Origin of the sequence: Roseiconus lacunae, assembly GCF_008312935.1 — a bacterium.
Lineage (GTDB): Bacteria > Planctomycetota > Planctomycetia > Pirellulales > Pirellulaceae > Stieleria > Stieleria lacunae.
The window spans coordinates 342,878-366,487 of record NZ_VSZO01000001.1 but is presented as its reverse complement, the minus strand read 5'-3'; the positions used below and the strand labels follow the sequence as shown (position 1 = coordinate 366,487).

Annotated in this window: 17 protein-coding genes; 4 read left to right on the top strand and 13 right to left on the bottom strand. The window is 55.2% G+C overall.

Annotated elements, in window-relative coordinates:
• Positions 1-90: 90 nt before the first annotated feature.
• From FYC48_RS01285 to FYC48_RS01270, 4 genes are read right to left on the bottom strand one after another with little or no spacing between them, the layout of a single operon-like run.
• A complete protein-coding gene (locus FYC48_RS01285; protein WP_149494895.1) occupies positions 91-1,845 on the bottom strand; it encodes a sulfatase-like hydrolase/transferase in 1,755 nt (584 codons plus the stop codon).
• A gap of 12 nt (positions 1,846-1,857) precedes the next feature.
• Complete coding sequence (locus FYC48_RS01280; protein WP_149494894.1) at positions 1,858-3,114, bottom strand: NAD(P)/FAD-dependent oxidoreductase; 1,257 nt, start codon at positions 3,112-3,114, stop codon at positions 1,858-1,860.
• On the bottom strand, positions 3,111-4,109 hold the full coding sequence (locus FYC48_RS01275) for a proline racemase family protein (RefSeq protein ID WP_149494893.1): 999 nt from the start codon (positions 4,107-4,109) through the stop codon (positions 3,111-3,113). Before FYC48_RS01275 ends, FYC48_RS01280 begins: the two co-directional genes overlap by 4 nt.
• Positions 4,109-5,149 carry a dihydrodipicolinate synthase family protein gene (locus tag FYC48_RS01270; RefSeq protein WP_200836510.1) on the bottom strand — a complete coding sequence of 347 codons (1,041 nt, stop codon included), beginning with the start codon at positions 5,147-5,149 and terminating at the stop codon, positions 4,109-4,111. The genes FYC48_RS01275 and FYC48_RS01270 overlap by 1 nt, the downstream gene beginning before the upstream one ends.
• A gap of 80 nt (positions 5,150-5,229) precedes the next feature.
• On the opposite strand from FYC48_RS01270, the gene FYC48_RS01265 reads away from it, so the two are divergent.
• Entirely contained in the window at positions 5,230-5,970 is a 741-nt protein-coding gene (locus tag FYC48_RS01265; RefSeq protein ID WP_149495772.1) for an AraC family transcriptional regulator, read from the top strand.
• Positions 5,971-6,086: 116 nt separating this feature from the next.
• On the opposite strand, the gene FYC48_RS01260 is transcribed toward FYC48_RS01265, so the two are convergent.
• The 3 genes from FYC48_RS01260 to FYC48_RS01250 all read right to left on the bottom strand — a co-directional run bounded on the left by FYC48_RS01260 (position 6,087) and on the right by FYC48_RS01250 (position 11,288).
• The gene (locus FYC48_RS01260; protein ID WP_160149264.1) at positions 6,087-6,326 is read right to left on the bottom strand and encodes a hypothetical protein; all 240 of its coding nucleotides are present in this window, start codon (positions 6,324-6,326) and stop codon (positions 6,087-6,089) included.
• Positions 6,327-6,405: 79 nt separating this feature from the next.
• Positions 6,406-7,608, bottom strand: a complete 1,203-nt coding sequence (locus FYC48_RS01255) for a DUF1559 domain-containing protein (protein ID WP_149494891.1) — start codon at positions 7,606-7,608, stop codon at positions 6,406-6,408.
• 578 nt (positions 7,609-8,186) lie between these two features.
• Complete coding sequence (locus FYC48_RS01250) at positions 8,187-11,288, bottom strand: FG-GAP-like repeat-containing protein (protein ID WP_149494890.1); 3,102 nt, start codon at positions 11,286-11,288, stop codon at positions 8,187-8,189.
• Positions 11,289-11,391: 103 nt separating this feature from the next.
• Between FYC48_RS01250 and FYC48_RS01245 the strand changes: the two genes are divergently transcribed.
• From FYC48_RS01245 to FYC48_RS01235, 3 genes are all read left to right on the top strand, one after another.
• Positions 11,392-12,978 carry an FG-GAP repeat domain-containing protein gene (locus FYC48_RS01245; protein ID WP_149494889.1) on the top strand — a complete coding sequence of 529 codons (1,587 nt, stop codon included), beginning with the start codon at positions 11,392-11,394 and terminating at the stop codon, positions 12,976-12,978.
• A 961-nt stretch (positions 12,979-13,939) separates the two neighbouring features.
• The gene (locus FYC48_RS01240) at positions 13,940-15,541 is read left to right on the top strand and encodes a TolC family protein (RefSeq protein WP_149494888.1); all 1,602 of its coding nucleotides are present in this window, start codon (positions 13,940-13,942) and stop codon (positions 15,539-15,541) included.
• A gap of 214 nt (positions 15,542-15,755) precedes the next feature.
• Complete coding sequence (locus tag FYC48_RS01235) at positions 15,756-17,417, top strand: cation:proton antiporter (RefSeq protein ID WP_149494887.1); 1,662 nt, start codon at positions 15,756-15,758, stop codon at positions 17,415-17,417.
• Positions 17,418-17,461: 44 nt separating this feature from the next.
• Here the strand turns inward: FYC48_RS01235 and FYC48_RS01230 are convergent, their stop codons facing one another.
• The 6 genes from FYC48_RS01230 to FYC48_RS27545 form a co-directional block, all read right to left on the bottom strand.
• Positions 17,462-18,595 carry an ABC transporter permease gene (locus tag FYC48_RS01230; protein WP_149494886.1) on the bottom strand — a complete coding sequence of 378 codons (1,134 nt, stop codon included), beginning with the start codon at positions 18,593-18,595 and terminating at the stop codon, positions 17,462-17,464.
• A gap of 276 nt (positions 18,596-18,871) precedes the next feature.
• Complete coding sequence (locus FYC48_RS01225; protein WP_149494885.1) at positions 18,872-19,558, bottom strand: ABC transporter ATP-binding protein; 687 nt, start codon at positions 19,556-19,558, stop codon at positions 18,872-18,874.
• Positions 19,559-19,560: 2 nt separating this feature from the next.
• Positions 19,561-21,156 (bottom strand): efflux RND transporter periplasmic adaptor subunit, encoded by a 1,596-nt coding sequence (locus FYC48_RS01220; RefSeq protein ID WP_149494884.1) that lies wholly within the window; start codon positions 21,154-21,156, stop codon positions 19,561-19,563.
• A 3-nt stretch (positions 21,157-21,159) separates the two neighbouring features.
• A complete protein-coding gene (locus tag FYC48_RS01215; RefSeq protein WP_230775328.1) occupies positions 21,160-21,702 on the bottom strand; it encodes a hypothetical protein in 543 nt (180 codons plus the stop codon).
• A gap of 12 nt (positions 21,703-21,714) precedes the next feature.
• Complete coding sequence (locus tag FYC48_RS01210) at positions 21,715-22,899, bottom strand: ABC transporter permease (protein WP_149494883.1); 1,185 nt, start codon at positions 22,897-22,899, stop codon at positions 21,715-21,717.
• 237 nt (positions 22,900-23,136) lie between these two features.
• Entirely contained in the window at positions 23,137-23,592 is a 456-nt protein-coding gene (locus tag FYC48_RS27545) for a hypothetical protein (RefSeq protein ID WP_160149263.1), read from the bottom strand.
• Between the last annotated feature and the right edge of the window lie 18 nt (positions 23,593-23,610).

Genomic DNA, 23,610 nt, shown 5'->3' with positions numbered 1-23,610 from the left:
TGGCCGCCATTTCAACGCTCAAGCATTTAGCGGAAAGGCGTCAGTTCGGTTGGCGCGGTGGAAATTGCGCAGCGCCGCTGGGGGACAGCGTTACTGGGGGACAATTGCCTTGGCGGTACGGTCATCCACGCGAAAGTACCCCAGGTTTTCATCGTCGGCGTCGCGGATCATCCAGACGGCACCAGGGCGAGTCTGTCGCCGCAAACGTTTTCCCTTTGCGATCGTTTCGTAAGGCACTGGCTTTCCCTGCGGTGACATCCACCACAGCTTCACCGTTTGGTCGGTACGATTCAGGAATACAATGTCGAAACGACTGCCACTGGGATTGGATGCGGGGGCGAGCTCGTCATTGAGGGGTTGCCAAGTCAATTCGGTCAACGCATCAAACGTCGGTTTGGGTGATGGCGCAAAATCAGCCGGGGCCTTCGCCCGCAGCCGATTGCGTAGCGAATCCAGACTCGGATCGGATGCCAGGTTGTTCCACTCGTAAGGGTCGGTGGCGATGTCGTACAGTTCCTCATCGCCGTTGGCATAGTGCACCAGTCGCCAGCGTTTGGAACTCAGTCCAAAACTTCCCGGCCGCTGTAAAAACGTGACCGACACATGATTCCATTGGGCATGGGGATCGTTCAGCAACGGAACCAAGCTTGGCCCGTCGTGAACAGGTTCGGCCGGCAAGCCACAGAGGTCAAGCAAGGTCGGTGCGAGACTTAATAGATTAACGGGCTCGCTGCAGCGACTTGCTGTCGTTCCACGAGGTAGACCGGGGGTGCCTTCGGGAACTTGAATCATGAGCGGAACTCGTGTGCAAGCTCGCCACGCGGTGTATTTTTGCCAGTGCTCTTTTTCGCCTAGGTGCCAGCCATGATCGGACCACAGGACGACGACGGTGTTGTCTGCGTGGGGACTGCGCTGGAGTGCATCGAGGATGTTGCCCAACATCGCGTCGGCATAGTGGATGGAAGCCAAGTATCCCTGGATCGCCTGCTTCCATTGATGCTGTTCGACGATGTGTGCGAAGTATCGATTTCGCGCGAGACTTCTTGCAGGCGTTGGCAAATCTTCCAAGTCGTCCGCTTTGTATCCCGGCGGCAATTGAATCGATTCGATTGGAAAAGGGTCGAAATACTTTTGCGGGACGAACCAAGGTTCGTGGGGACGGTAGATCCCGCACGCTAAAAAGAACGGTTTCCCATCTCGCGGTTGTTGCAGTTGTTCGCCGACCCATTTGGCAACTAAGTAATCACCACCGGCTTGCTCGTCGGAAGCGTCGAGTGGCCCCCAATCGGTTTCAACATACTGCCAGGGACCGCCGCGCGGCAGACTGACCGGCCTCGACTTGGGCATTAACGTGCGAGGAAAAGGATTCTCCGTTTCGGCCGCTGGAAAATATTCGTCCCAGGAGGCCGCATCGATGAAGTAGTGCAACAGTTTACCGGAGCCGGACGCATGGTATCCATGTCGCGAGAAAACCTTTGGTAGCAGTTCCGCTTTGGGTAACACGTCACGCATCTTCTGCAAGTTGCTGTAGACGCCTGTGCGATGAGGCGACTGTCCTGTGAAGATCGCGGTCCGTGATGGGTTACATGCGGGGGCGGTGCAGTGCGCGTTGTCGAACAGGACACTCGAATTGGCAAGTCGATCCAAATTCGGCGTGATCGTCTGGGGATGTCCCCCGAGGACTCCGATCCAGTCGTTCAAGTCATCCATCGCGATGAACAGAACGTTCGGCGGTGATGATGATGTTTGTATCGACGCCTCTTGGCAATGCGCCGAATCGATCAACGCACCGATGCCGACGCACAGTATCAAGAATTGCGAGGAGACTCGCCGGACGATTGTCATCGATCGCTTCCTCTAAAAGCGGGAGGGTGAAAACGCATGAATGTCCAGGTGTGGTTTCTCCTCGGAAACCAATTCGCTGATCAAGCGTCCCGTCGCGGTCGCCAAGCTGACGCCTAGCATGTTGTGCCCCGTTGCAAAGAACACATTGTCCAGTCCCGGTACCCGTCCAATGATGGGCAGGCTGTCCCATGTCATTGGCCGCCATCCGTACCAGGTTTCGCGGATTTCCGGAGTGTGTGGCTGGATCAGATAAGGCTCTGCAGAGCGTTTTAGTTGTTCGATTCGCCGCGGAGGGATCGACGAATCGTAGCCGACAAATTCCATCATCGACCCCAGTCGGTAGCCATCATCAAACGGAGTCACGCCGACTTTGTGTTCGGGGAACAACATCGGATGCGTGGGACATGGATTAGGGCGACTCATCGTAACGGAGTAGCCTTTGCCCGGTTCGATCGGTAGGTGACACCCCAGTGTTTGCGAAAGCTTGGGGCTCCATGCGCCGGTCGCGATGACATAATGATCGGCGGCATAATCACCGTCAGTCGTCATCGCTCCTCGGCCTCGACCACGTTCACGTCGGAGCGAACGCAGCTCACAGCTTTCCACGAATCGTACGCCGCGCTCACGAAGTCGATCCACCCACTGGGAAAGCAACTGATCGGGACGGACACTCGAATCATCGGGGTAATAACACGCGCCGGCGAGTCCACGACGCAATGCGGGATCAAAAGTTGGCAATACATCCCCGGCTAACGTTTTTGCTTCGACACCAAAGTTTTCGCGAATCAGGTCACATGCGTGCTGAAACTTTGCGAACGCGGCGTCGGTTTGAAAAACATACAGTAAGCCGTTATTTTTCCATTGCCCATCAATCACATGTTCGGACACTAACCGGCGGTACTCATGCATCGAAGACTCAAGGATCGCTTGCAAGTGTTTTCCCGCTTCGATCATCGGTCGGTGTCGACAGCGTCGGGCGAACTCCGCCATCCAGCGAAATAATGCTGGTGAAAATCGTGGTTGAATGCGGAACGGCGCATTGCGATTGAACAACGACTTCAAAGCGATGCCGATCGCGCCGGGTTCGGTCAGTGGCAACACATGACTGGGGCAGATGTAACCACAGTTGGCGTGCGAACATCCGCTACCAATTCGACTGCGGTCGATCACGGTGACGCTGTAGCCGGCTTCACTCAAGTAATGGGCACACGATACACCGATGATGCCACCGCCGATGACAAGAACGCTTTGCGATCCGTTGAAAGTCATCCGACGTCCCCCAGAACCGTTGGTTTGGAAAACAAACCGTGTGCGAACGGGTCACCATTTTGCACGACGATCCTACCTTCGTTACAAACAAATGCACGGCCACGGATCGTTGGCACGATCGCGTTTGCGTGAACCGATGCCCTCTCATCGACTAGTTCATACGAAGCGACGAATTGACTACCGATGATGCTTTCTTGAATCCAATCCTGACCGGCAGCCCAACGTCCGTCGGCAGCCAAGCAAGCAAGTTTGGCACTCGTTCCGGTCCCGCAGGGTGATCGGTCATACGCTCCACCCGGACAGAGCACAAAGTTTCGGCTGTGTGCCCCGGCGGTTTGAGTTGGACCGAAGAATTCGACATGATCGATCAACGCACCGCCTTCCCCGGTGATTCCCTGACTCTCTAATGCCGTACGAATTCGCAGCGCGTCATCGGTCAGCCTTGCCAGGTTTTCGGTAATCAATTGGTAACATGGCGATTGGGTCAGGAAAAACCAATTACCACCCCAAGCGATGTCACCGCAGATCTCTCCGATACCGTCGACATCCACGCGTACGTCGTTTTGATATCGGTAGCTGGGGACGTTCTTGATTTCGACTTGAGAATCTGAATGCAGGTTAATCGTTATGCTACCGACGGGAGTTTCGAGCTGATGGATCCCCGGGCGGATCCGCCCCATGTACTCCAGTGCGATCGCGACACCGATGGCTCCGTGACCACACATTCCGAGGTAGCCACAGTTGTTAAAGAAAACGACACCGGCTTCACAGTTCGGGTCCGCTGGTTCGCAAAGCACGGCGCCAACCATGGCTTCGTGTCCGCGAGGTTCTTCGGCGACACGTGAACGAAACCAATCCGCCTGCTGCGACAACCGTTTGACAAGGTCTCGCGGCGGAAGTTCATCTCCGAAGGGGCAACCGGCGATCACGATGCGCGTCGGTTCGCCTTCGGTATGTGTATCGATGTACTCGATCGACCGATCATACTGTCGCATTAGGCGGCTCCCTCCCAGTGACCCCACCACGTTTTAAACTGACTCCACTGATCTTCGAGAAACGCTTGTTGACTCATGGAAAGCTTGTCGGTCGGATTGAAATGGTGTTCGAACTCTACGTGCCCCTCCAAAACCATCAATCGTTTGTAGTACAGAACCAGATCGGGACCTTCATCAAACTTCGAGAGCACGGCGAGGGCCGATTCCAATTCTGTGGCCAAGCGAAGCGAGGCGGCATCGCCACCGGCAGCCTTCTGACTCAGTTCGACCAAACGCAGCACTTGTTTGGGTAACGCATTGCCGACACCGGTGATCGCCCCGACGGCGCCGCAGTTAAAAAAACCGTGCAAGACTTGGGTGTCGACGCCGACCATCAAAGACAAAGTCGGATCGCCGCTGGTAATGTTCTCGGCGGCATACGTGAGTGACTCCGCACCACCAAACTCTTTGAAACCCACCAGATTGGAGAACTCGCGTCGAAGTTCGAAGAACAGATCGGCGCGGGTTTGATAGCCGTAATAGGGACTGTTGTAGATGACGGCCGGCAAGTCGGGGGCAGCGTTCAGGATGGCCGCGAAGTGATGTCGCTGTGCCGCGATCGAGCTGCCTCGGGAAAGGACACGGGGGATGACCATTAAGCCGGCAGCACCGACTTGCTGCGCGTGTGCGGCATGATCGGCGGCTTGGCGTGGACTTTGTGCGCCGGTGCCGACGACGACGGGAACACCGGCGTCGACAAGTGCCTTGACGCCCGTTTGCCGTTGTTGGTCTGTCAGTAGCGGCCAGTCCCCCATCGATCCGCAGTAGACGACCGCGGTCATCCCCTGACCGATCAACCGCTTCCCGTGGGCTACCAAGGCATCCCACAGCGGTTCACCTTGGTCACTGCACGGCGTCATCAACGCCGGAATACAACCTTGAAAGACGTTTCGCTCTCCCGTCACGGCAATCTCCACATTCGAGGCAGCATCAAAGTCTTGCTGCCGGTAAAACAAAGGCTGCCGAAGGGCTCGATGCGGTTCGGCTTGAAGGACAGCCATTGTCGATCAAGAGCTAGGTGATTTCTTTACCCCTAGTGTGCCTACAACTTGAAAATGCGCATAATTTTCGCCGCACAGAGATGATCCCCGACCTATTCAATCGACTCGGCCAGCCGTTTACCGGCGAAGAGCTTTTCGACCACCTGCATGACGTCGTTTTTTTCGTCAAAAACGACGGCGGCCAGTATGTCGTTGTCAACCAAACGCTTGTCAGCCGGTGCGGCAAGAAACATAAATCTGATTTGATCGGCAAGCGACCGACGCAGCTACTGCGTCCACCGCTCGGAGAACGCTATGAAGAACAAGATGACCGGGTGTTAGCCTCGGGACAGACCTTGACCTCACAACTCGAACTCCATGTCTATCCGACTTTAGAAACCGGTTGGTGTTTGACGACCAAGATGCCGCTACGTGAATCCGATGGGACAATCGTCGGGTTGGTCGGCGTCTCTCAAGACGTCAAGATCCCTGACGTTGACACCGATGAATTTCAACATCTTGCCGACGCGATCAACTATGCCAGGATGCACACTGCAAGATCGGTTTCGGTCAGTGACATGGCGACGATCGCCAACATGTCCCGTTATCAACTCGATCGCCGAATGCGACGCGTGTTTGGCCTGACAACGGGACAGTGGATCATTCAACTCAAAATCGACGTCGCCCAACGTCGATTACAACAGACCGACAAATCGATCGCGACGATCGCGCTCGATGTCGGCTATTCAGACCAGAGCGCTTTCACGCGGCAGTTCAAGCAAGCAACGGGTTTGTCCCCGCGCGAGTATCGTGCGACGTACCAAGCGACACGTTCGAGTTAAGGTGTGGTCAAGGTGGAGGCATAAGGAAAACGTGTTGGACGTCTCCTTATGGTGCGTCTTGCCCCTCATCCATCTGCAGCCCCGTCGATAGCACCGACGTGGTCGGAAGTAATCGATTAGCGAACCGGAGGGGCCATCGACTGGGCGTCCTTTTCGACCATTTCTTTGTACGCCGTGACCGCTTCTTCATCGGCGTTCTCGGCGACGTTTGTTGCCCCCGAGCTTCCGCAACCGGCGAAGACCGCCGTGAAGAGCCCGACGATCAATGTGTGTCGCAGGCGTGAAGGAGGGAAGGGATGAGTGACGTATCCCTTTGACATCGATTGAATCCATTGCATGAAAACGGTTCTCCGCATGATTGGTTATTAAAGAGATTTCAGGCGCAGCGAAAATTAACCCGCTGCGCCGTAGCTGAAGAAACTGTCATCGAAAGAATTACAACGCTTGATCGATGACCTCGCGGCCGGCGCGGGTCCCGAGTGCGCCCCACAATCCGTAGGGACTTGGGTTTCCCGGTAAGTAGTTCGCGGTTCCTCCGTCGGCGGCACGACGGACGACGGGGTTGTTCGAATTCCCCGCCTCGATTGAGTCGGTTACGAACTGAACCGAACCATCACAAAGCAGAATGTGAACGCCGCCTTGGTGACGACTTGCTGCCGGGAAGACCTCGGCATTGGCCCAATTGGTCGACGTGCAAAACTCGCGGTTAGGTGGCAGGATGGTATTAAAGGCCGTGAATGGATTCCAAGCTGAGGCCCATCGGGCACCGCGGGTATTCGTGTCCGCTGCTCGCGCCGGAGCCGCGGGGCCCCAGAAACCGGGGCGTTCGGGATCGATGAATCCCAGTTCGCGACAATGGCTGGGGTTTTCGATGGGGTTCGCACCACCGGATGAATTCAGCGGCATCGTTCGCACGTCGTTGTCGCCCAGGTCGGTGAGGATTTCGCCCATACAAATGGTGTTAGAAAGTCCGTCAATGACATCCCGGAACTTTAATTGTCGGTGCAAAACAAATGCGCCGCGATGGGAGGCATTGGATTGTGCGGACTGTTCGGCTTCGGGATGAAGCCAGACCGAAAGGTTGCCGAACTGGAGCTCGAATCCGGCATCGCCAAGGCTGACCGCATAGTTGGTGCGTCCTAGTGCTGGAAGGCCAACACCGGGGTCACTCGGGCATCGCAGCATCGGGATTTCGGTCGACCAAGGTGCGTAGTTGACTTCTTCGTTGGACGGCCCCATTGAAGGGAAGTCGATCACACCGTCTGAATCATAGTCCATCGGATTGGATATCTGATCCCACAATCCTTGCTGTTCGAAGAACGGTGTCAGCCCGACAAAAACGCTCAGCATCTTGCAGTTGTAAGCATCACTCTGTTGGTACCAGTACGAGTTGAACAACGAGTCTGATCCATCGTCAGTTCCGCTGCCGTGCGTCGGCATTGCCTTATAAGCAGAATGGTAGTTGTGAACTGCGAGTCCGATCTGCTTGAAGTTGTTGCTGCAACTCATGCGTCGGGCGGCTTCACGAGCCGCTTGAACGGCCGGCAACAGTAAGCCGACAAGAACGCCAATGATGGCGATTACGACGAGCAATTCAACAAGAGTGAAACCGTGGTTTCGATTTCTGGATTGAGCCATGAGGTGATCCGAAGTGAAAGTTGATCGTTCACATAAAGCCGATCGTTGATCGATCCGACTCGATGATGAAGGTTTACATGAGCTGGGAACTCATGCGTTTCGGTCCGCCTCTACATACGGTGTGATCAGCCTACGATCGGGCACCGCACGTCGACATCATGGGTCGACATTAGGAGACTGTCTTGTCTCATTGCCTTGCGATTCCTTGAATTTGCGCATAAAGATCGGGGCATCGGTCAGTCATCTAAGTGGTTCAAAAACAGCCACTTAGCGGCGACCGAGATTTGGTTTGGCCGACGCTATGTTGAGGTGCCAACAAGCAACGGAAGGCACCTCTCCCTTCGCTCTCAATGGGGCCGAACTCAGACACCTAGGCCAGCCTGGCTTGTGACATGCTCTGCAAGCCTAAGCGAAGCATGAAACGAATTGACGCCTCGTTTGCCACATCCGATCTAGCGGCTTGTACCCATCCGCTACGAAAGTCCATCTCGTTGTCTCGGCGAAAGTGAACACGTGACTGATCAATGAGAAGTTTTTTGTTGACGTCGCCGTCAGTTCCGCCCGGCTGGTTCTTCGCGCTACTGAACCGGTTCTTCGGGATGCTGAACCAGGACCGTTTCTGTTCCGGCGGGTATGCCGGGGTACGACTCAACGGTCCCGTCGGGCCACACGATCTCGACTTCGACTTCGGTTTGGTCAAGTTGACCGAGTCCGACATGAATGGCGGGATCGTTACTGCACTGATACCCGTCACCGGCAAGTCGAAACGCAGTGAAAACGGTTTCACCGGCTTTGATTTTCACAGTCGCGCCGATGGCGTCGCGCGAAGATCGTGTTCCTTTGAGAATCAATCGTACCCAATCATGATCCGATGACCCTTGATTGACGATCAGTGCGGTCGGTTCGGTTTGGTGAGTGACGGCGAAGTCGAGTAAACCGTCTCGGTTAACGTCGATTGTCCAAAGGCCGCGGCCGACATGTGTCTTGGCAAAGTACTGCCCGATCGAGTCGCGAGCGCCGTTGGAATAACGACCGGATTCACCTCTTTGAAAGATCTGCGCCGGTTGATCGTACATCGCTTTCTCGCTCCCCCGAGAAAACAAGTCGACGTGCCCATTCGTGACGACCAATTCGAGGCTCCCGTCGTTTTCCAAGTCGATCGCCTCGGTCCCAAACGCCACCAACGGACGGGTGTCTTCGACAAGTCCGGCCGCGCTGGTTCGGTCTTGCCAAACCCCGCCGGCGGTTTGCATGTGCAACGTGTTCGTTTCTTTAGAAAAGTTGGTCACATACAGATCAAGGTCACCGTCGCGATCGAGGTCGGCAGTCGCGATGCCCATCGACCCCATCGGAATGCCTCGATCGTCACCGCCAAGTCCACGCAGCATCGCAGACTCGCGCAGTGCGAAATCAGATACATCTTCCGTTTTCGATGGAGAAGCTTGAGAAACAGAACTCCAGTAGTGGTTGGCCGTCATGTCATTGGCAATGAACACTTCGTTTCCAGCGCTGCCATCGAGGTCACCGACGACAATACCGAGTCCTCGTCCGGGGTCGTTTGAAGTTGCTTCCCATTGTTCCGTCGCGTTGATAAAGCGTCCCGTACCATCGTTTTGCAAGAAGCGATCTGGCTGGGCTGCGAACATCACCGGAGAGCATGACCGAACCATTTCCGTTCCGTCAACGGAACATGATTTTGTCACCGGATCGAGCGTTGCGCAATAATTGACGACGATAATGTCGGAGATCCCATCGTGATCCAAATCGGCGATCGCCGCGCTGCTGGACCATTCGTCGTTTGGTTCTTGTGGCAATCGATCATTCGCATCAATGAAAGTACCGTCGCCTTGGTTGATTAGCAGACGGTTGGGGCCATAGTTGAGAATGAGAAGGTCGGCAAAACCATCTTCATTGACATCGCCAACGGCGACACCTTGCCCGAAGCCACGATCGTTGCTCAGTGACGTCGTCCCGGCAGGAACAAATTGCCCGTCCAAATTACGAAACAGCTCGTTCGGCTTGCTGTCGGACGCGGGAGGCGTCCCGCCGGCCGTGACAAGGTAAAGGTCGCTGTTCCCGTCAAGATCAAAATCGATCGTTCCGCCACCACAACCAAGCGTTTGGTAAAGCATGATGCCGGGTTGGTCTAGCGTATCGGCGGTTCGTCCCCAAAAGCGAAGCCCACGTTGCTCCGCTTCGTCATCGAGCCGCCAGGGTGAGTCGTGTTGACTGAGGTTGGTATCTGTCTTGTCGTCTGAGCTTGGAACGATTCGCGTTGACTTTGCCGATACCACGCTTTCGATCGCCGGCAACGGACGATTTTGTGCGAGCTGTGACATCGGCGGAAATTCGGATGGCAACTGCCACGGCGTCTCTTGTCGAAGACGCCGGACTAGCGACATGCGATAACCGTCGACATCCACCGATTCATCTTCGGGGAGGGTGGTCGCGATCGATGCCCATGCCTCCGCTTCCCAAAGGCGTCCGAGCTGCTCGAGTGTTTTGGCTAGGTCGATGACAATGGACCGCGAGATACCGCCCGTTCGCGTGAAGCGATCTTTGAGTTGCTGCAATCGGCCAAGCATTTGTGCTCGACGGTTGACCGCTTCGACCACTTCGTCATCGACATCGGAGAGTTCGTTTCGGGCGGCGGCGAGCAGTGTCGCGAGACGTGTCCAGACTTGTACGACATCGGGATCTTGACTGATCGCCGCTTCGGCGAACGCTCGCAGTGCGCCGTCCTGATCGTTGTTGGCCCGTGACCAATCGCCCAAGGCAATCCAGTAACCGGGATAGTCTTCGATGCCTGCGGGCTGAGATGCCGCCCATTGTCGGAGCTCGTTGATTCGGCCAGCCGCGCTAAGCGATTGCCCCAGGAGCGCCTGTGCCGGTAAGTAGTCCGGGTGGGCTGCGGTGATTTCTCGAAGGGTCTTGACGGTTTCTTCGAAGCGACTTTGATCAAAGGCTTGCTTGGCCCCCCCCATCAACGGGCGCTTGTCCTCAGGATTTCGCTCCATCATTTCTGCGAGCGGGGTGGGGTCGAGAAACCGTCGTTCGGTATTGCTGATCGATTGCAACAACTCGACATCAATTTTTCGGTGGCGGACCAGGTAACGGCCATGTTTCAGTGCCGCGACGCGGTCTTCGGCGCCGATATAAAAATCAAACAACCAGCGACGGGTTTCATGTTGATCGGGGTTGGCTTTGACGGCGGCTTCGAGCATCGCCAAGCCTTCATGAAACCGGCCGACACCGATCATCGCAATCATCGCTTGGCGAACGCGCGTGGCACTGCGGTACGATTCGTTCTCGCAGGCTGCCATTAGCCACTGCGTCGAAGTGTCCGATTGCCCGACTTCATGGGCGGCACGGGCCATCAACACGAGAACTTCGGGGGTAAGTTCACCGAGGCCTGTCTGATCGGCTCTTGACTGGTCGGCCAAGTATTCAGCCGCCGCAAAAGCTTCTGTCCAGTTGCGGTTCCGGGAGGCAATTTTGAGACTTCCTTCGGGATTGACATACTTTGGTCCGACACCGGTTTGACCTTGATTTTGCCCCCCGGCATCGGGCCCGTTTTTGTCGCAGCCGGACGGAATCAAGGCGAATGCCACAATCGCAAGAAGCGACAAGACGAATTCACGGCGTTGACGTAAGATAAGAAGAGCTTTGGAGACATTCACGCGTACGAAACCGTCAATTAAATCAAGTTTAGTGACTAAAGAGATCGATCATTTGAGCCTCCCATTCTACCCCAGAGTGCGACGTCGTCTGACGAGTCAACCGATGTTTTGGCGATTCGGTTGGCGGTATTCACCAAGTCTGACCGGCGGAATTGTTTTTTGTGTCTTGACCTTGGGCGGACTGGTCGGTTGCTCCAACTACGCTCGGCAGACGCCCGAAGGCTCGGCGAATGCATTGACAAGTGACAAACTTGAATTGATCAACGCGGTCGGCCCCAAAGTCAAGGCGTTTTGTTCGGACTGCCATGCGATGCCAAGGCCAACCAGTTCTCCGGCGGACGAATGGGAAATGGAGATCATTCAGGGATTCGATCTCTATCGTCAAACGGGGCGCACCGACTTAGACGTGCCTGATCAAATCAACGTTGAACGGTATTTCAAACTGCAAGCCCCGGACAAACTTACTCTTCCGCTTCCGTCGACATTGAACTATCCCCCCGCGACGCTTCCTCACCAACGCTCGGAAGTCTCTCGCGAACGCAGCCGCCCACCGGGGGTCACGCACCTTGGCTGGTTTGATCTGCAACTGCCTTCATCGCCGGGGCACGCGATCTTGTACTGCGATATCGGTTTGGGAACAGTGAATGCCTACTGGCCCAACCGAAGCGATGGTGCCATCAAGCGTTTAGCGACGCTTCTTCAACCGGTGCACATTGATGTCTGTGATTTGGACGGTGATGGAAGACGTGACTTGTTGGTCGCTGACATTGGTGAATTCAACGCCGCTGATAGTGACCTCGGCCGAATGATCTGGCTGCAAGCTCAAGAGGACGAAACGTTCAAAACCCATGTGCTGGTCGAAGGCCTGAGCCGCCCGTCGGACATTCGCGCCGGTGACTTTGATAATGACGGCGACATGGATGTGCTATGCGCTACATTTGGTTGGCGAAATAGCGGTCATGTTTTCTTGCTGGTCAACCAAGGTAACGATGTAAACGGGGTGCCTACGTTTGAGTCCAAGGAGGTCGATCCTCGACACGGAACGGTCCATCTGCCACCGATTGATTTTGATAGCGACGGTGATCTCGACTTTATTGCGTTGATCAGTCAAGAGCATGAACGTGTTGAATTGTTTCGCAACGACGGTCAAGGCAACTTCGCTAACGAATTGATCTGGGCGGCTCCCGATCCAGCTTATGGTTCTAGCGGAATCGAGATCGTCGACATGGATGGTGATCAAGACTTCGACATTCTGTATACCAACGGAGATTCCTTCGATCGTGGTGCCAAGCCGTTCCACTCCGTTCAGTGGCTTGAAAACGAAGGCCGGCTTCCGATGAAACGCCACGAGATCGGTTTAATGCCCGGGGTGCTCAATGCAACCGCAGGTGACTTTGATTCCGACGGTGACATGGATGTGGTCGCCGTCGCATTGCTTCCCCGAGACGTCTCGGTTGGCTGGGTCAAGCAAGGTTCTTCACCGCTGGTGCTGTATACCTGTAACGATGACGGAAGTTATACGCCCTCTCGCTTGGAAGGTCAGTTTCACGACCACCTGTCTGTCATCAAAGGTGATTTCAACGGCGACGGAAAGCTCGATTTCGCAACTGGAAGTTTCTTTCGCGTGATCGGGCAATTCTCCCCAAAGGAACTGGAACAACCGGAACTGCTGATCTGGCAATCGCAGTGAAATCCCCGACATTCCTCGCTTCCGTTGCATCCCGGACAAGCGATCGACCGATCAATCCACTAGTCAATCTTGGAGTTTGATGGAATAGATCTCGAGCGCCCCGATTGGTGTTCGTGAAATCGTTGCGAGAAGGGATTCTGCGCGAGCCGCAAACCCGAATTGTCCCTTCGGTAGTTCGGTTGATATTCACATGACGTTTGGCCGATGACGTCGACTGTTCCACAGTCACCGGGACTGACGGATCATGCCCGACGTTCTTAATTGTGGCGAAACACGCGATTCGGAATTGGGGTCGGGCCGAAGCGAAAGTCGCCGGGGCCTTCGGCCATTCAAGAAGACAGCCCGCGACACACGGCGATTCAGGCTATCCGACCGACCTGTAGACCGTTCGACCTCGATAGAATGCGATGGCACCACCGATTCAGAACCAGACGCTCGTACGCCTGCTGGCAGTCACGTTGGTCGTCGGCTGCTTTCCTATGCAAGCGGTGCCGTGTCATCACAGCGCGCATTGTTTCGCGCGATCGTCCAACTGTAGAACGCTCGGCCATAGCGATCATGGCAGTGTGGCACATCGGTGCACTTCAAAGTCAATGCGTCTAATGCGTTTGTCGAATGCTGATACGAAATCGTTGCGTGGATCGTATTGTTCGCATGGGCATGATGAAGGTCACTGCAACGGGAGATGCCCTCGTTGTTTGTCTTCGCCAGCCACCCCGGCTCAGCCCGCGGTTACGTTTCAACTCACATGTTCTTCTGTCGCGACCCATTCCGTCGCGAACGGTGCCCTTCGGAGCATTGTCTTGCCAGCGGTCGGTTCAAGAAGAAATCCACACCCACCGCCTCTTCGACTTCGCCTTTCCTGTTCGAGCCCTTTGGTGTTGCAGGTTTAGCCGTCCAGCAAGTGCCTATCTTGGACGAGGACCTTTTCAATTCAAAGATGATTCACGGATGAATTCGAATGAAACGCAACGTTACGAAACTGATGGCCGGTGGGTTGGTTTGCCTTTGCTCTGGCTGCGGCATGATGCCCACGGGCCGAACTTCTTCGGTCGTGTCGCCAACGACCGACGTGCGGACTAACCTAGCACAAGCCAACGCAATACGCGGCTTCCATTCACCGGACACGGGCGGAGTGCCGAGCGCAGCGAAGGTTACCGGCGAGACCACCGATGAGGATGTCGCCAAGATTCGATTGACAAATTACTCCGACGAAAAAGAATCACCGTTTTCCGATCTACTTGCTCAACAGGCCACGCCGTCGAATCACTCGGTGATGGATGGTGTCAGTGATCCCCAGCCGATTGAATTCGACGAAGCGAACGTTGCAACGTTCGATCAAAGCGTCGCCTCGTTAGATGAGTTGATCGCGGTCGCGTTCAGACGTAATCCCGCGATTGCCGAACTGGCGGCCACCACACAGAAGGCGGCAGGATATCGCACGCAGGTCTCGCTTTATGCCAACCCGATCGTCGGTTACCAAGGGCAACAACTTGCCGATAAGGGTACGGACCAGCACTTGATCTTCATCGATCAAGAAATCGTCACCGGCAACAAGCTGCAACTCAATCGCGCCGTACTGAACGAAGCCCTGCGGGCACAACTGCAAGAGCTCGAAGCGCAAAAGATGCGGGTCACCACCGATCTGAAAACGTTGTTTTACGACAGCGTCCAATTGCAACAACAGCTCGAATTGATCACCGCATTCGCAAGACAGCTCGAACGTGGGGTCGAGCTTGCCGAAAAACGCTATGAAGTCGGCGAAGGCACACGAATCGACGTGCTTCAAACGCGAGTTCAGCTAAAACAACTTGAACTCGACCGTCAGCAAAAATCGGCGACGTTGCGAGCCACGCTACGTCAGATCGCCGCCGTCTGTGGGACTCCTAATCGAGTGTTAACGGGGGTCACCCAAGACAACTTACCGGCGGAACCTGAGATGCTTGATTGGGTATCGCTGGCCGATACGATTGTCGCTTCAAGCCCAGAGTATTCCGCCGCTCACGCTCGTATCCGTCAAGCCTCGTTGGCCGTCCGTCGACACGAAGCCCAGCCACTGCCAAACTTGATGTTCCAGGTCGGCACCGGTGTCGACTACGCCACCGGTGGTCATGGCTTAATCAATGTTCAGGCGGGTGCGCCGATTCCTGTGTTCAACAAAAACCAGGGAAACATCGCCGCGGCCAAGGCAGAGTATTGTCGTGCAATTCAGGAAGCCGAACGGGTTGATCACGCGATCCGGTCGCGATTGGCCGAAGCGGCTGGCGAATACGAAAGAGCTGCCGAAGCGGTAAAGATGTACTCGGGGGAACTACTTCCCGCCGCGCAGCAATCTGTCGATCTTGCCGAAGAAGCTTACCGTGCCGGAGAGCAAGATTTCATTCAATTGCTCGTCACTCGCCGAACGTATTTCGATACGAATTTATCCTACGTCCAATCTCGTGGTGATTTGGCGATTGCCAAGGCAAAGATCGACGGCTATCTATTGACCGGCGCACTGAACGCGGTGATCGATGGTAGCGGAGACGATTCGCTACGCGGATTGACCTTCAGCCAGCAATAAGAATTGCAGTCACTGGATAGCGTTCGACCTGTCCCATCATCTACATTTTCATCGGCGGTGTCCCCGCCAGCGATGATTTCCAAAAATTCGATGATGATTTAAGAACTGACCCGATACGGATGCACCCGAGTACGCGAGCCGACGACGACGGCGCTAATCGTGGGGCGGCATATCCGACTGATGGTTTTCGGGGAGGTTTATCGCGGAGACAGCAGTGGACCTGTGGACAATTTTGCAAGACGTAGTGGTGCTTCTCGGAGCGTCATTGCTGATCGGTGGGGCGTTCTCTCGCTTTGGGCAAAGCCCGATCGTTGGTTATTTGCTCGCAGGCATGCTGCTTGGCGGACCGGGAAGCATTCACGCCGTTGGATCGGAGCATGAGATCGAAGCGATCGCCGAGCTGGGGGTTGCGCTTCTGCTGTTCAGCTTAGGTCTGGAATTCTCCGTCACCCGTCTGAAAAAACTTGGCACGAAACCGATACTTGGGGGGGGCGCCCAAGTCGTACTCACGATTTTTTTGGGATTCGCGGGGGCAAAACTCTTTGGCATGTCGGTCCGTGAGGCGATCGCGTTCGGGACCATGATTGCCTTGAGCAGTACGGCGGTTGTGCTGCGTATTTTGATGGAACGCAGCGAAATTGAGATGCCCCATGGAAACAATAGCTTGGGGGTTTTGCTGACCCAGGACATGGCTGTCGTTCCACTCGCGCTATTGATGACGATCCTTGGAGGCGAAGGTGATTCGGGCGAGATCGCTTGGAACGTTATCAAGTTAATCTTGATGGCAGCCGGTCTAATCCTAGGCTTGTTTGCATTGAACAAAGTCGCGGTGATCGCGTTGGGCACGCTGACATTGCATCGCAATCGTGAACTGACCGCGATCTTTGCCGTCGTCACCGGGCTAGGGGCCGCCTGGGCGTCCCATGCCGTTGGGATCTCGCCGGCGTTGGGAGCTTTCGTCGCCGGAATGCTCTTGGGAAGTTCGGCATTCGCGACTCAAGTACGCGCCGACGTCGCCCCCCTGCAAGTGGTTTTGCTGACGCTGTTTTTTAGTTCGGCCGGCATGGTCGCGGATCCGATTTGGATTGTGACCCACGCGCACTGGGTCGCGTTGGTCGTGGCATTGATCATCGTTGGCAAGTTGGCGGTGATCTGGGTGATCTTTGTGCTGCTCGGTCAAACCACCCGCGTCGCCGCCGCGACTGGTTTATGTTTAGCCCAAATCGGCGAGTTCGCATTCGTTCTCGGGGCGATCGGCAGGTCTGGTGGAGTGGTTTCGGAATCGACGTATGGGATGGTCGTCTCCGCGGCGATCGTTTCGTTCTTTCTGAGTGCGATGTTGGTGCCTGTCGCACCCCAGTTTGGCAACTGGATCGCTCAGCGATTTGGGACGTCGGGAACTCCGTTGGCCGGAACAAATCAACGGCCAGATCCTCCGGACGTTGCGATCATCGGTTTTGGTCCGGCCGGTCAAATCGCCTCTCAAGGATTGATCGATCGGGATATCAAGGTACTGGTACTGGACCTCAATCAGGCTGGGGTGAGAAAGGCAAAGCAACTCGGATTCCACGCCGAGATCGGTGATGCGACACAAACCGAGGTCATCGAGCATGCTCGACTGGCGGAGTGTCAGGTGGTTGTGATCACGATCCCACATCACAAGTCGGCGTTGTTGATACTTAATACCATCCGCTGCCGCGCTCCCCACGTCCACATCATCGTCCGAACGCGTTACGAAGCTTATCGCGATGATTTTAAAACGGCCGGTGCCGATGTCGTGACCGGGGACGAAATGCAAGTCGGCGAAAGCTTGTTTAGTTATGTGCAGCGTTGGTTGATGAATTCACCCGAACATCGCGATGGTCCGGTCATATAGCCGGGTTGGCGTCTACGGTCTGGCCATTCTGGTCTTGGGTGCACCTATTCTTTTTGTAGAGCCGTCGCGATCGGTACCGTTGCCGCTTGAACTGCGGGGGCGAAACCAGCGATCGCGCCGACGAAGACTGAGACGACGATACTTTGAACCATCAGTTCCGCCGAGGGACGAAATGCGATCGTCGCACCTTCGGCACCGATCGCCAATCCTGCGGTTGCCAGCGTAAGCATCGCGATCACGGTCCCGATCGATCCGCCCGCAAAACACAACAGGATACTTTCCGCCAATACGAGCCGCATCGTTCGTAGCGGCCGGACACCGATCGTTTGTAAAACCGCGTATTCCTGAATTCGATCTTGGACACTCATCACGGTTGTTGTCGCAACCAACGAAAGCACCAAACCGATGCAGGCATAGCCGAGGTAGTGGGCAAATCCTATCAGGTCGACCAAGTCCGACAACGTGCTGGCTTGGAACGCGCCTTTGCGCCGGGTTTTCGTCGCAACTGGGCCGGCGCGAAGGCGAAGATCGATTTCGGAAGCGACCACATCGGGATCGGCAGTGTCGGCGAGAGAAACTTCGAGCTGTGTCACCAATCCCGCCGCGTCGACTCCGCGTGTGTACTGCAAAAACTCCAGACCGGTGTAAATCAGGTTTTCTTCGGACGGAACCTCCGAGGAAAAGATTCCCGCAACATGCACCGAAAGATCACCGATCGAAAATTGATCGCCAACATCGAGCCCGCGGCGTTTGGCCACGTTCTTTCCAACGATTGCCGCGTCGCGACGAGAATAGAATACCTGCCATGATCCGTCCTGTAACTTCAAGGGCCGCGTCGCTCGAACCTGTTCGGGAGACGCCCCGTTGAAAACGACAATGTCCAGGCTGGCACGGCAATTGTTTGTCCATACTTGAATGGGCATGACTTCATTGACACCGTCGATCTTTTTAATTTGCCGCGCATAGTCTTCCGGCAGTCGACTGCTCGTGGGGCAGAATCGATTCTCTTGAAAAACAATTAAGTTTCGATCCGCTTCGGCGCCACTTGTCAATCGATCCAATCCGTGCTGGACGGCACCGACGAAGCAGAACACGAACATCGCCACCATCGAACCAGAAACGGTCAATAGCGTCCGACTTCGGTGTCGCCACAACGTCTTAAGAACATACTTCCACATCGCATTCACTTTTTGAAGTGACGCACTCGAGTGAGGTGGGCACTAATCGAGTTGCGTCAGGATTCGCGTTTGAGAACCATTCAGTGTCTTGCAAATTGGTGAAGCACAACGCCTCGTATTTCGCAACCCAGTGACACGAGGTTTAGCCGAATGGTTTGAGCCGCCGATTTTGGGTAACAGCGGTTTCGTTCCAGTATCCGTGGCTAACGCCTTCGGTTGACAAGCGAACCGAAAGCTTTGGTTTTGACGAAGCACTCCTTTCAAAACTTTCCCGGGCTAAGTCATCGTCACGGCTTCGAGGAACTTGCCACGATCCAGTGTCAATTGTCTTGTCGCGATCCTCGCAACTTCTGAGTCGTGGGTAACCATCAGCAAGGTAATCCCCAGTTCTTGATTGAGGCGTTGCAGCAATTGTTGAACTTGGGCACTCGTTGTTCCGTCAAGACTGCCGGTCGGTTCATCAGCGACGACGACTTTCGGGTGGGCTACGATTGCCCTCGCGATTCCAACCCGTTGTTCTTGTCCACCGGAGAGTTGTCGCGGATAATGATCCGCCCGATCAGAAAGCCCGACGGCTTCGAGAGCTAATTCGACACGTTGACGACGTTCAGATGCAGAGAGCTTTAGCAGCAGCGTGGGCAGTTCGACGTTCTCATATGCGGTTAAAACCGGGATCAAATTGTGTGTTTGAAAGATGTAACCCAAATTGGTCGCACGCCAATCGGCTAACCGGCTTCTCGACAAATTGGTGATCTCTGTTCCGGCAACTTCGATCTCACCGGCGTCCGGTCGATCGATCCCGCTGACCAAATTGAGCAGCGTGCTCTTTCCCGTCCCGCTGGGGCCCATCAGAGAAACAAACTCACCTTCCTGAATCGAAAGCGAAACATCGTCCAAAGGTACGATGGTCTCGTCCCCTTTGGTGAATCGTTTACTTACCCGACGTAGTTCGACTAATGGCATTGCTACTCGACTCCTAATTGTAGGTCTTCACCGCGAAGCGTCACGTAGGCCCCGTCGCGAATCGTCTCGACGTGCGAGCTGATCAGCTTGTCGGTCACCATCAACCCCGACGTCACCAAGATCAAACCGTCGTCACCAGACGCTCCGGTTTCGACCACGCGGCGGATCGCTTTGTTTTCGCTATCGACGATCCAAACAAAGTCCCCCTCGTCGCCAGATCGAACCAAGGATTTTGGGACAAAGATCTGTCGCGCGTCGGCGAGTGGTTCCGTACGGTTAACTAACTCAGGTGCCAGAAAAGTCGCCGTCACCAACATTTCCGGCCGTAGCGTTTCTGGCGGGGCGAGAATCTCGACTTTGACTTCCAGCGTATTCTTTTGAATGTTTGCCGAACTGGTCGGTTGCAGGACACGGCCCTCGATCGACTCTTTCGACGAGGCGGTTTCGATTTTGACCGGTGCTCCCGGTGTCACCAGTGGTAGATCCTCTAATCGAACGTCGGCACGTACTTGCAAACGACTAGGATCGTACATTTCAACCACCGTGCTCGACTGGTGTCCTGAACTTTGTTGCAGTCCCGATACGCGTGTGCCGGGCAACGCAACCAGTTGCAAGATGCGCCCACTGATGGGGGCACGAATCTTGGTTCGCTGAAGGGTCAGTTCGGCAAGCTTGAGCTCAAGTTTGGCTTCATCACGAACCGCATGAGCGGATCCGACGTTCGCTTCTGCCTCCGCGACTTGCCGTCGTTCTTCGATCAGCAATTCAAGTTGCTCCGAAAGGACTTCGAGGCGTGCGCGTAAGGCTTCGATTTCGCGATCAAGATTTATCCCGCGGGTGCGTCGCTCTTCCAATTTTGATTTTGCCGCGGCAAAATCCCGTTGGGCTTGTCGAATCACAACTGTGGCGATCGCAGCCCCGGCATCTTGCTTGCCTTCAAGACTACTGCGTGTGTAGTCGACATTGGCTTGAGCGGTTTGAATCTCAAATGGCAATGTTTCACGTTCGGTCAGGGCCTTCGCGAGCAAGCTTTGCGCTTCGGTCAACGGTGTCTTCAAATGCAACGGCTTTTCCAAGCGTGCGCGAGCGGCCCGAAGTTCTGCCTCGGCTCGTTGACATTCACTTTCCCGGAGCGCCAACCTTGCTTTAGCCTGATCGATGGCGATTTCGGCATCGACATCGATCAGTCGTGCGATCACCTCCTCTTTTTCAACCAATTGTCCTTCGATCACCATCAATTCTTCGATCACGCCGGACGCCAACGAAGGGACGCTGACGGACGTGGGGCGTGGTTCGATCCAACCGGCAGCTTGAAACAACGGCGTTGCTGAACGAGGAGCTTCACCTCGTCTAACGATCACCGGGGTCACCGACACGGCCGTCTTAGGCAGCAATTGTCGTCCGGCGGTCATCGCCAGCATGACAACAAACCCTGTCAAGATCGCTCCGGGTAGCAACACACGCGACACCCACTTTGACGTGCGACGTGGATATCTTGAGTTCTGCCGACCCGATGCGACCATGCTGTCGTCGAGTTCGTTTTTACCAACTTGACGATCGATGGCCAATTGACTGAGATCGAGTGGTGGTTGATTCATTTTTTACTCGCCCGGACGAACAAACACTTTGGTTGCCGCGACAGTCAAGTTGCCCTCGCTGTCGCGCTTGGCGGAACCGGTGACGACGACAGTGGAAAGCTCTTTCACGCCTAACAACGACTTAGCGTCACTGGCTACCGGTGCGCCGGATTCATCAACCATCTTGACGGTCGCGATATTGTCTTTGACTTGATTCATCGTGCAGCAGTAATCCCAAGGTGTCGGGCAGCCTTCGTCGGAAGAACAATGCGGAACTTTGGGATCTACGATCGTGAAGGCGGCCAGTCCATCGACGAACGGTTGTTGCGAGCCACCGATTTTTCCAACCAGGGTCACTTGTTCGTCGTTCTCCACCGACTCGCGTGCGGTGCCAACGGGAACGGCACCGGCGGGCTCGGTGTCGGAAACGAATGCGGAATCAACCGTCGATCCGACCGCCGATTCCACGACGTTTTCGCTTTCACTTTCAGTCCCACCACACCCCACCGAAACGGCCAACGTCAATGTGATCATGGATGCGAGTGATTTCATCATTTTGAATGTCATCTTCTGGTTTCCTTAAACTGCCTTTAATCCGATTGCCACCGATTCACGAAGAGCTTTCAGTGCCGGTGGCAGCGCACCGAAAGCTCCGAGTAAGATTCCGACGGCGGATCCGATCAGGACCGCGATACCGTCGATCGCCAAAGGGAATGCGCCCATGGTGAAACGCACCGCTACGCCGTTAAACGCAGTCAACGCGACGAGTCCTGAAATCAACGACGCCGTCGTGGCAAGCAAGACCCCTTCTTGAATGAGGCTGAACAGGATCGCGCGGCGTTTGAAGCCGATCGCTTGAAGCGTTGCTAGCTCACGGACACGACCTGAAACGGCCCCGTACATCATGTTTAATCCGGCGAAGAAGCCTGCCCCCGTTACCAGGATGACGACCAACCACGCCAGCTGTCGAACCGGTCGATAGTGCTGTTGAAGGGTTGCGTAGTATTGTTTTTCACCGATAGCACGGAGTTCCAGATCCGTTCGTTCTTTGCAAAACAATGCGACCTCGGCGGGCGAAGCGTTTGGATCCAGTCGCATCGCCACTAAACTAAGGTCCTGCCGCTGTGTGGCGGTTTGAAAGTCGGTCAGGTCACACCAGATCTCTGATTCGTAGGCAGAACCTCCGGCGACAAATCGACCGGCAATCTTCCAATTTCGACCTTCGAACTGCAGTGTGTTGCCGATCTTCAATTCGTTTTCTTCGACGCCAAGTTTTGCGGCGACCAAATTACCTACGATGACGCTTCCTGCGGTTGGCCAGTCGCCTTCGATAAGACGTACGGAACGACGAATCAGCGGTGCGTTTGGTGTGACGCCTCGTATTAATCCCAACGCATTGGACGACGACCGCGAGGTCTCGCTTGTTTCGTCGACCGTCGCGGTGGTCACTCGAGTGCCCATGTAGAGTTCCGGAGAAACATGCGCAATGCCGTATCGCCTCCATACGCTGCCGATACTGGCGTTTAACAAGGAAGGTGTTTGTGCGGTGATCGACGAGTTTTCGATGTTCTCTTCGGAGTTGACCGAATACACGAGCACAACATCCTCCTCACCACTGACTGCGAGCGACTGTTCGAGCCCACGAATAAACCCAACGACGACGAAGACCAACATCACGACCGTCGCCATGGCGACCAACGTGAGGGTGGTCCGGATCGGCCGACGAGCCAAATTGCGGACGCCATATTCCCAGGGCAATAACATCGTTCGAATTCGTGATACCTAACGAGGGTCGCACCACCAACCGGCGACAGACACTTGCGAGCTTGCTTTCGACAACACGTAGCGAATTGCGACGCGCAAGGATCTGATACCGATCACAACGCAAACCAATGTGGTGTGGACGGAATACCAGAGCAGAGAGAATTCTGTTGTTTTCCGAGCCTGCTCTTCCAGAGCCAAGCAAAGCACGGGAACTAATTCAGAATCTGAAAGAGAGGCTCAAATCAACCAACGTTGATATTCAATGAGCGCAGTTCGCCCCACAGAATTGGCAAGGGGGATGTGCTGATGAGATTCCCAGGTTTCGCCGATCGATAGCAGGCTGTCATCGGAGAGGACTGGTAGCCATTCGACCAGCAGTGATGGGCTTTCGGAAAGCTCCGGGCATTCCAAGAGGATCGCCCCGCCACACAAACAGTCTGGACACGTGCATTCTTCGCCCGCAGGATTCCCCCGATCATTCGGACCTGGAACCGTGGTGGTCCGTAATTCGGCGTCCTTTTGTTCGGAGAGGGCCGCGTCCAAATTCACCTTAGGACAGCAACTGCACCGAAGGCGCGCAAGTCCATCGACTTCCGTCTCCGCCTGACTTGCTCCCGCTTCACAGAAGGAACAACGCAGTGGACACGCAAGGAGATTGAACACCATCGTAAGGATCAATAGCAGTTGCGACATACTTCAAGAGTATCCCGG

Bases quoted from the DNA above. Each gene is read 5' to 3' on its own strand.
- FYC48_RS01220 (WP_149494884.1), bottom strand. From the start codon at position 21,156: ATGAATCAACCACCACTCGATCTCAGTCAATTGGCCATCGATCGTCAA.
- FYC48_RS01225 (WP_149494885.1), bottom strand. From the start codon at position 19,558: ATGCCATTAGTCGAACTACGTCGGGTAAGTAAACGATTCACCAAAGGG.
- FYC48_RS01275 (WP_149494893.1), bottom strand. From the start codon at position 4,109: ATGCGACAGTATGATCGGTCGATCGAGTACATCGATACACATACCGAA.
- FYC48_RS01210 (WP_149494883.1), bottom strand. From the start codon at position 22,899: ATGTTATTGCCCTGGGAATATGGCGTCCGCAATTTGGCTCGTCGGCCG.
- FYC48_RS27545 (WP_160149263.1), bottom strand. From the start codon at position 23,592: ATGTCGCAACTGCTATTGATCCTTACGATGGTGTTCAATCTCCTTGCG.
- FYC48_RS01285 (WP_149494895.1), bottom strand. From the start codon at position 1,845: ATGACAATCGTCCGGCGAGTCTCCTCGCAATTCTTGATACTGTGCGTC.
- FYC48_RS01265 (WP_149495772.1), top strand. From the start codon at position 5,230: ATGATCCCCGACCTATTCAATCGACTCGGCCAGCCGTTTACCGGCGAA.
- FYC48_RS01270 (WP_200836510.1), bottom strand. From the start codon at position 5,149: ATGGCTGTCCTTCAAGCCGAACCGCATCGAGCCCTTCGGCAGCCTTTG.
- FYC48_RS01230 (WP_149494886.1), bottom strand. From the start codon at position 18,595: ATGTGGAAGTATGTTCTTAAGACGTTGTGGCGACACCGAAGTCGGACG.
- FYC48_RS01215 (WP_230775328.1), bottom strand. From the start codon at position 21,702: ATGACATTCAAAATGATGAAATCACTCGCATCCATGATCACATTGACG.
- FYC48_RS01255 (WP_149494891.1), bottom strand. From the start codon at position 7,608: ATGGCTCAATCCAGAAATCGAAACCACGGTTTCACTCTTGTTGAATTG.
- FYC48_RS01240 (WP_149494888.1), top strand. From the start codon at position 13,940: ATGAAACGCAACGTTACGAAACTGATGGCCGGTGGGTTGGTTTGCCTT.
- FYC48_RS01260 (WP_160149264.1), bottom strand. From the start codon at position 6,326: ATGCGGAGAACCGTTTTCATGCAATGGATTCAATCGATGTCAAAGGGA.
- FYC48_RS01245 (WP_149494889.1), top strand. From the start codon at position 11,392: ATGTTTTGGCGATTCGGTTGGCGGTATTCACCAAGTCTGACCGGCGGA.
- FYC48_RS01280 (WP_149494894.1), bottom strand. From the start codon at position 3,114: ATGACTTTCAACGGATCGCAAAGCGTTCTTGTCATCGGCGGTGGCATC.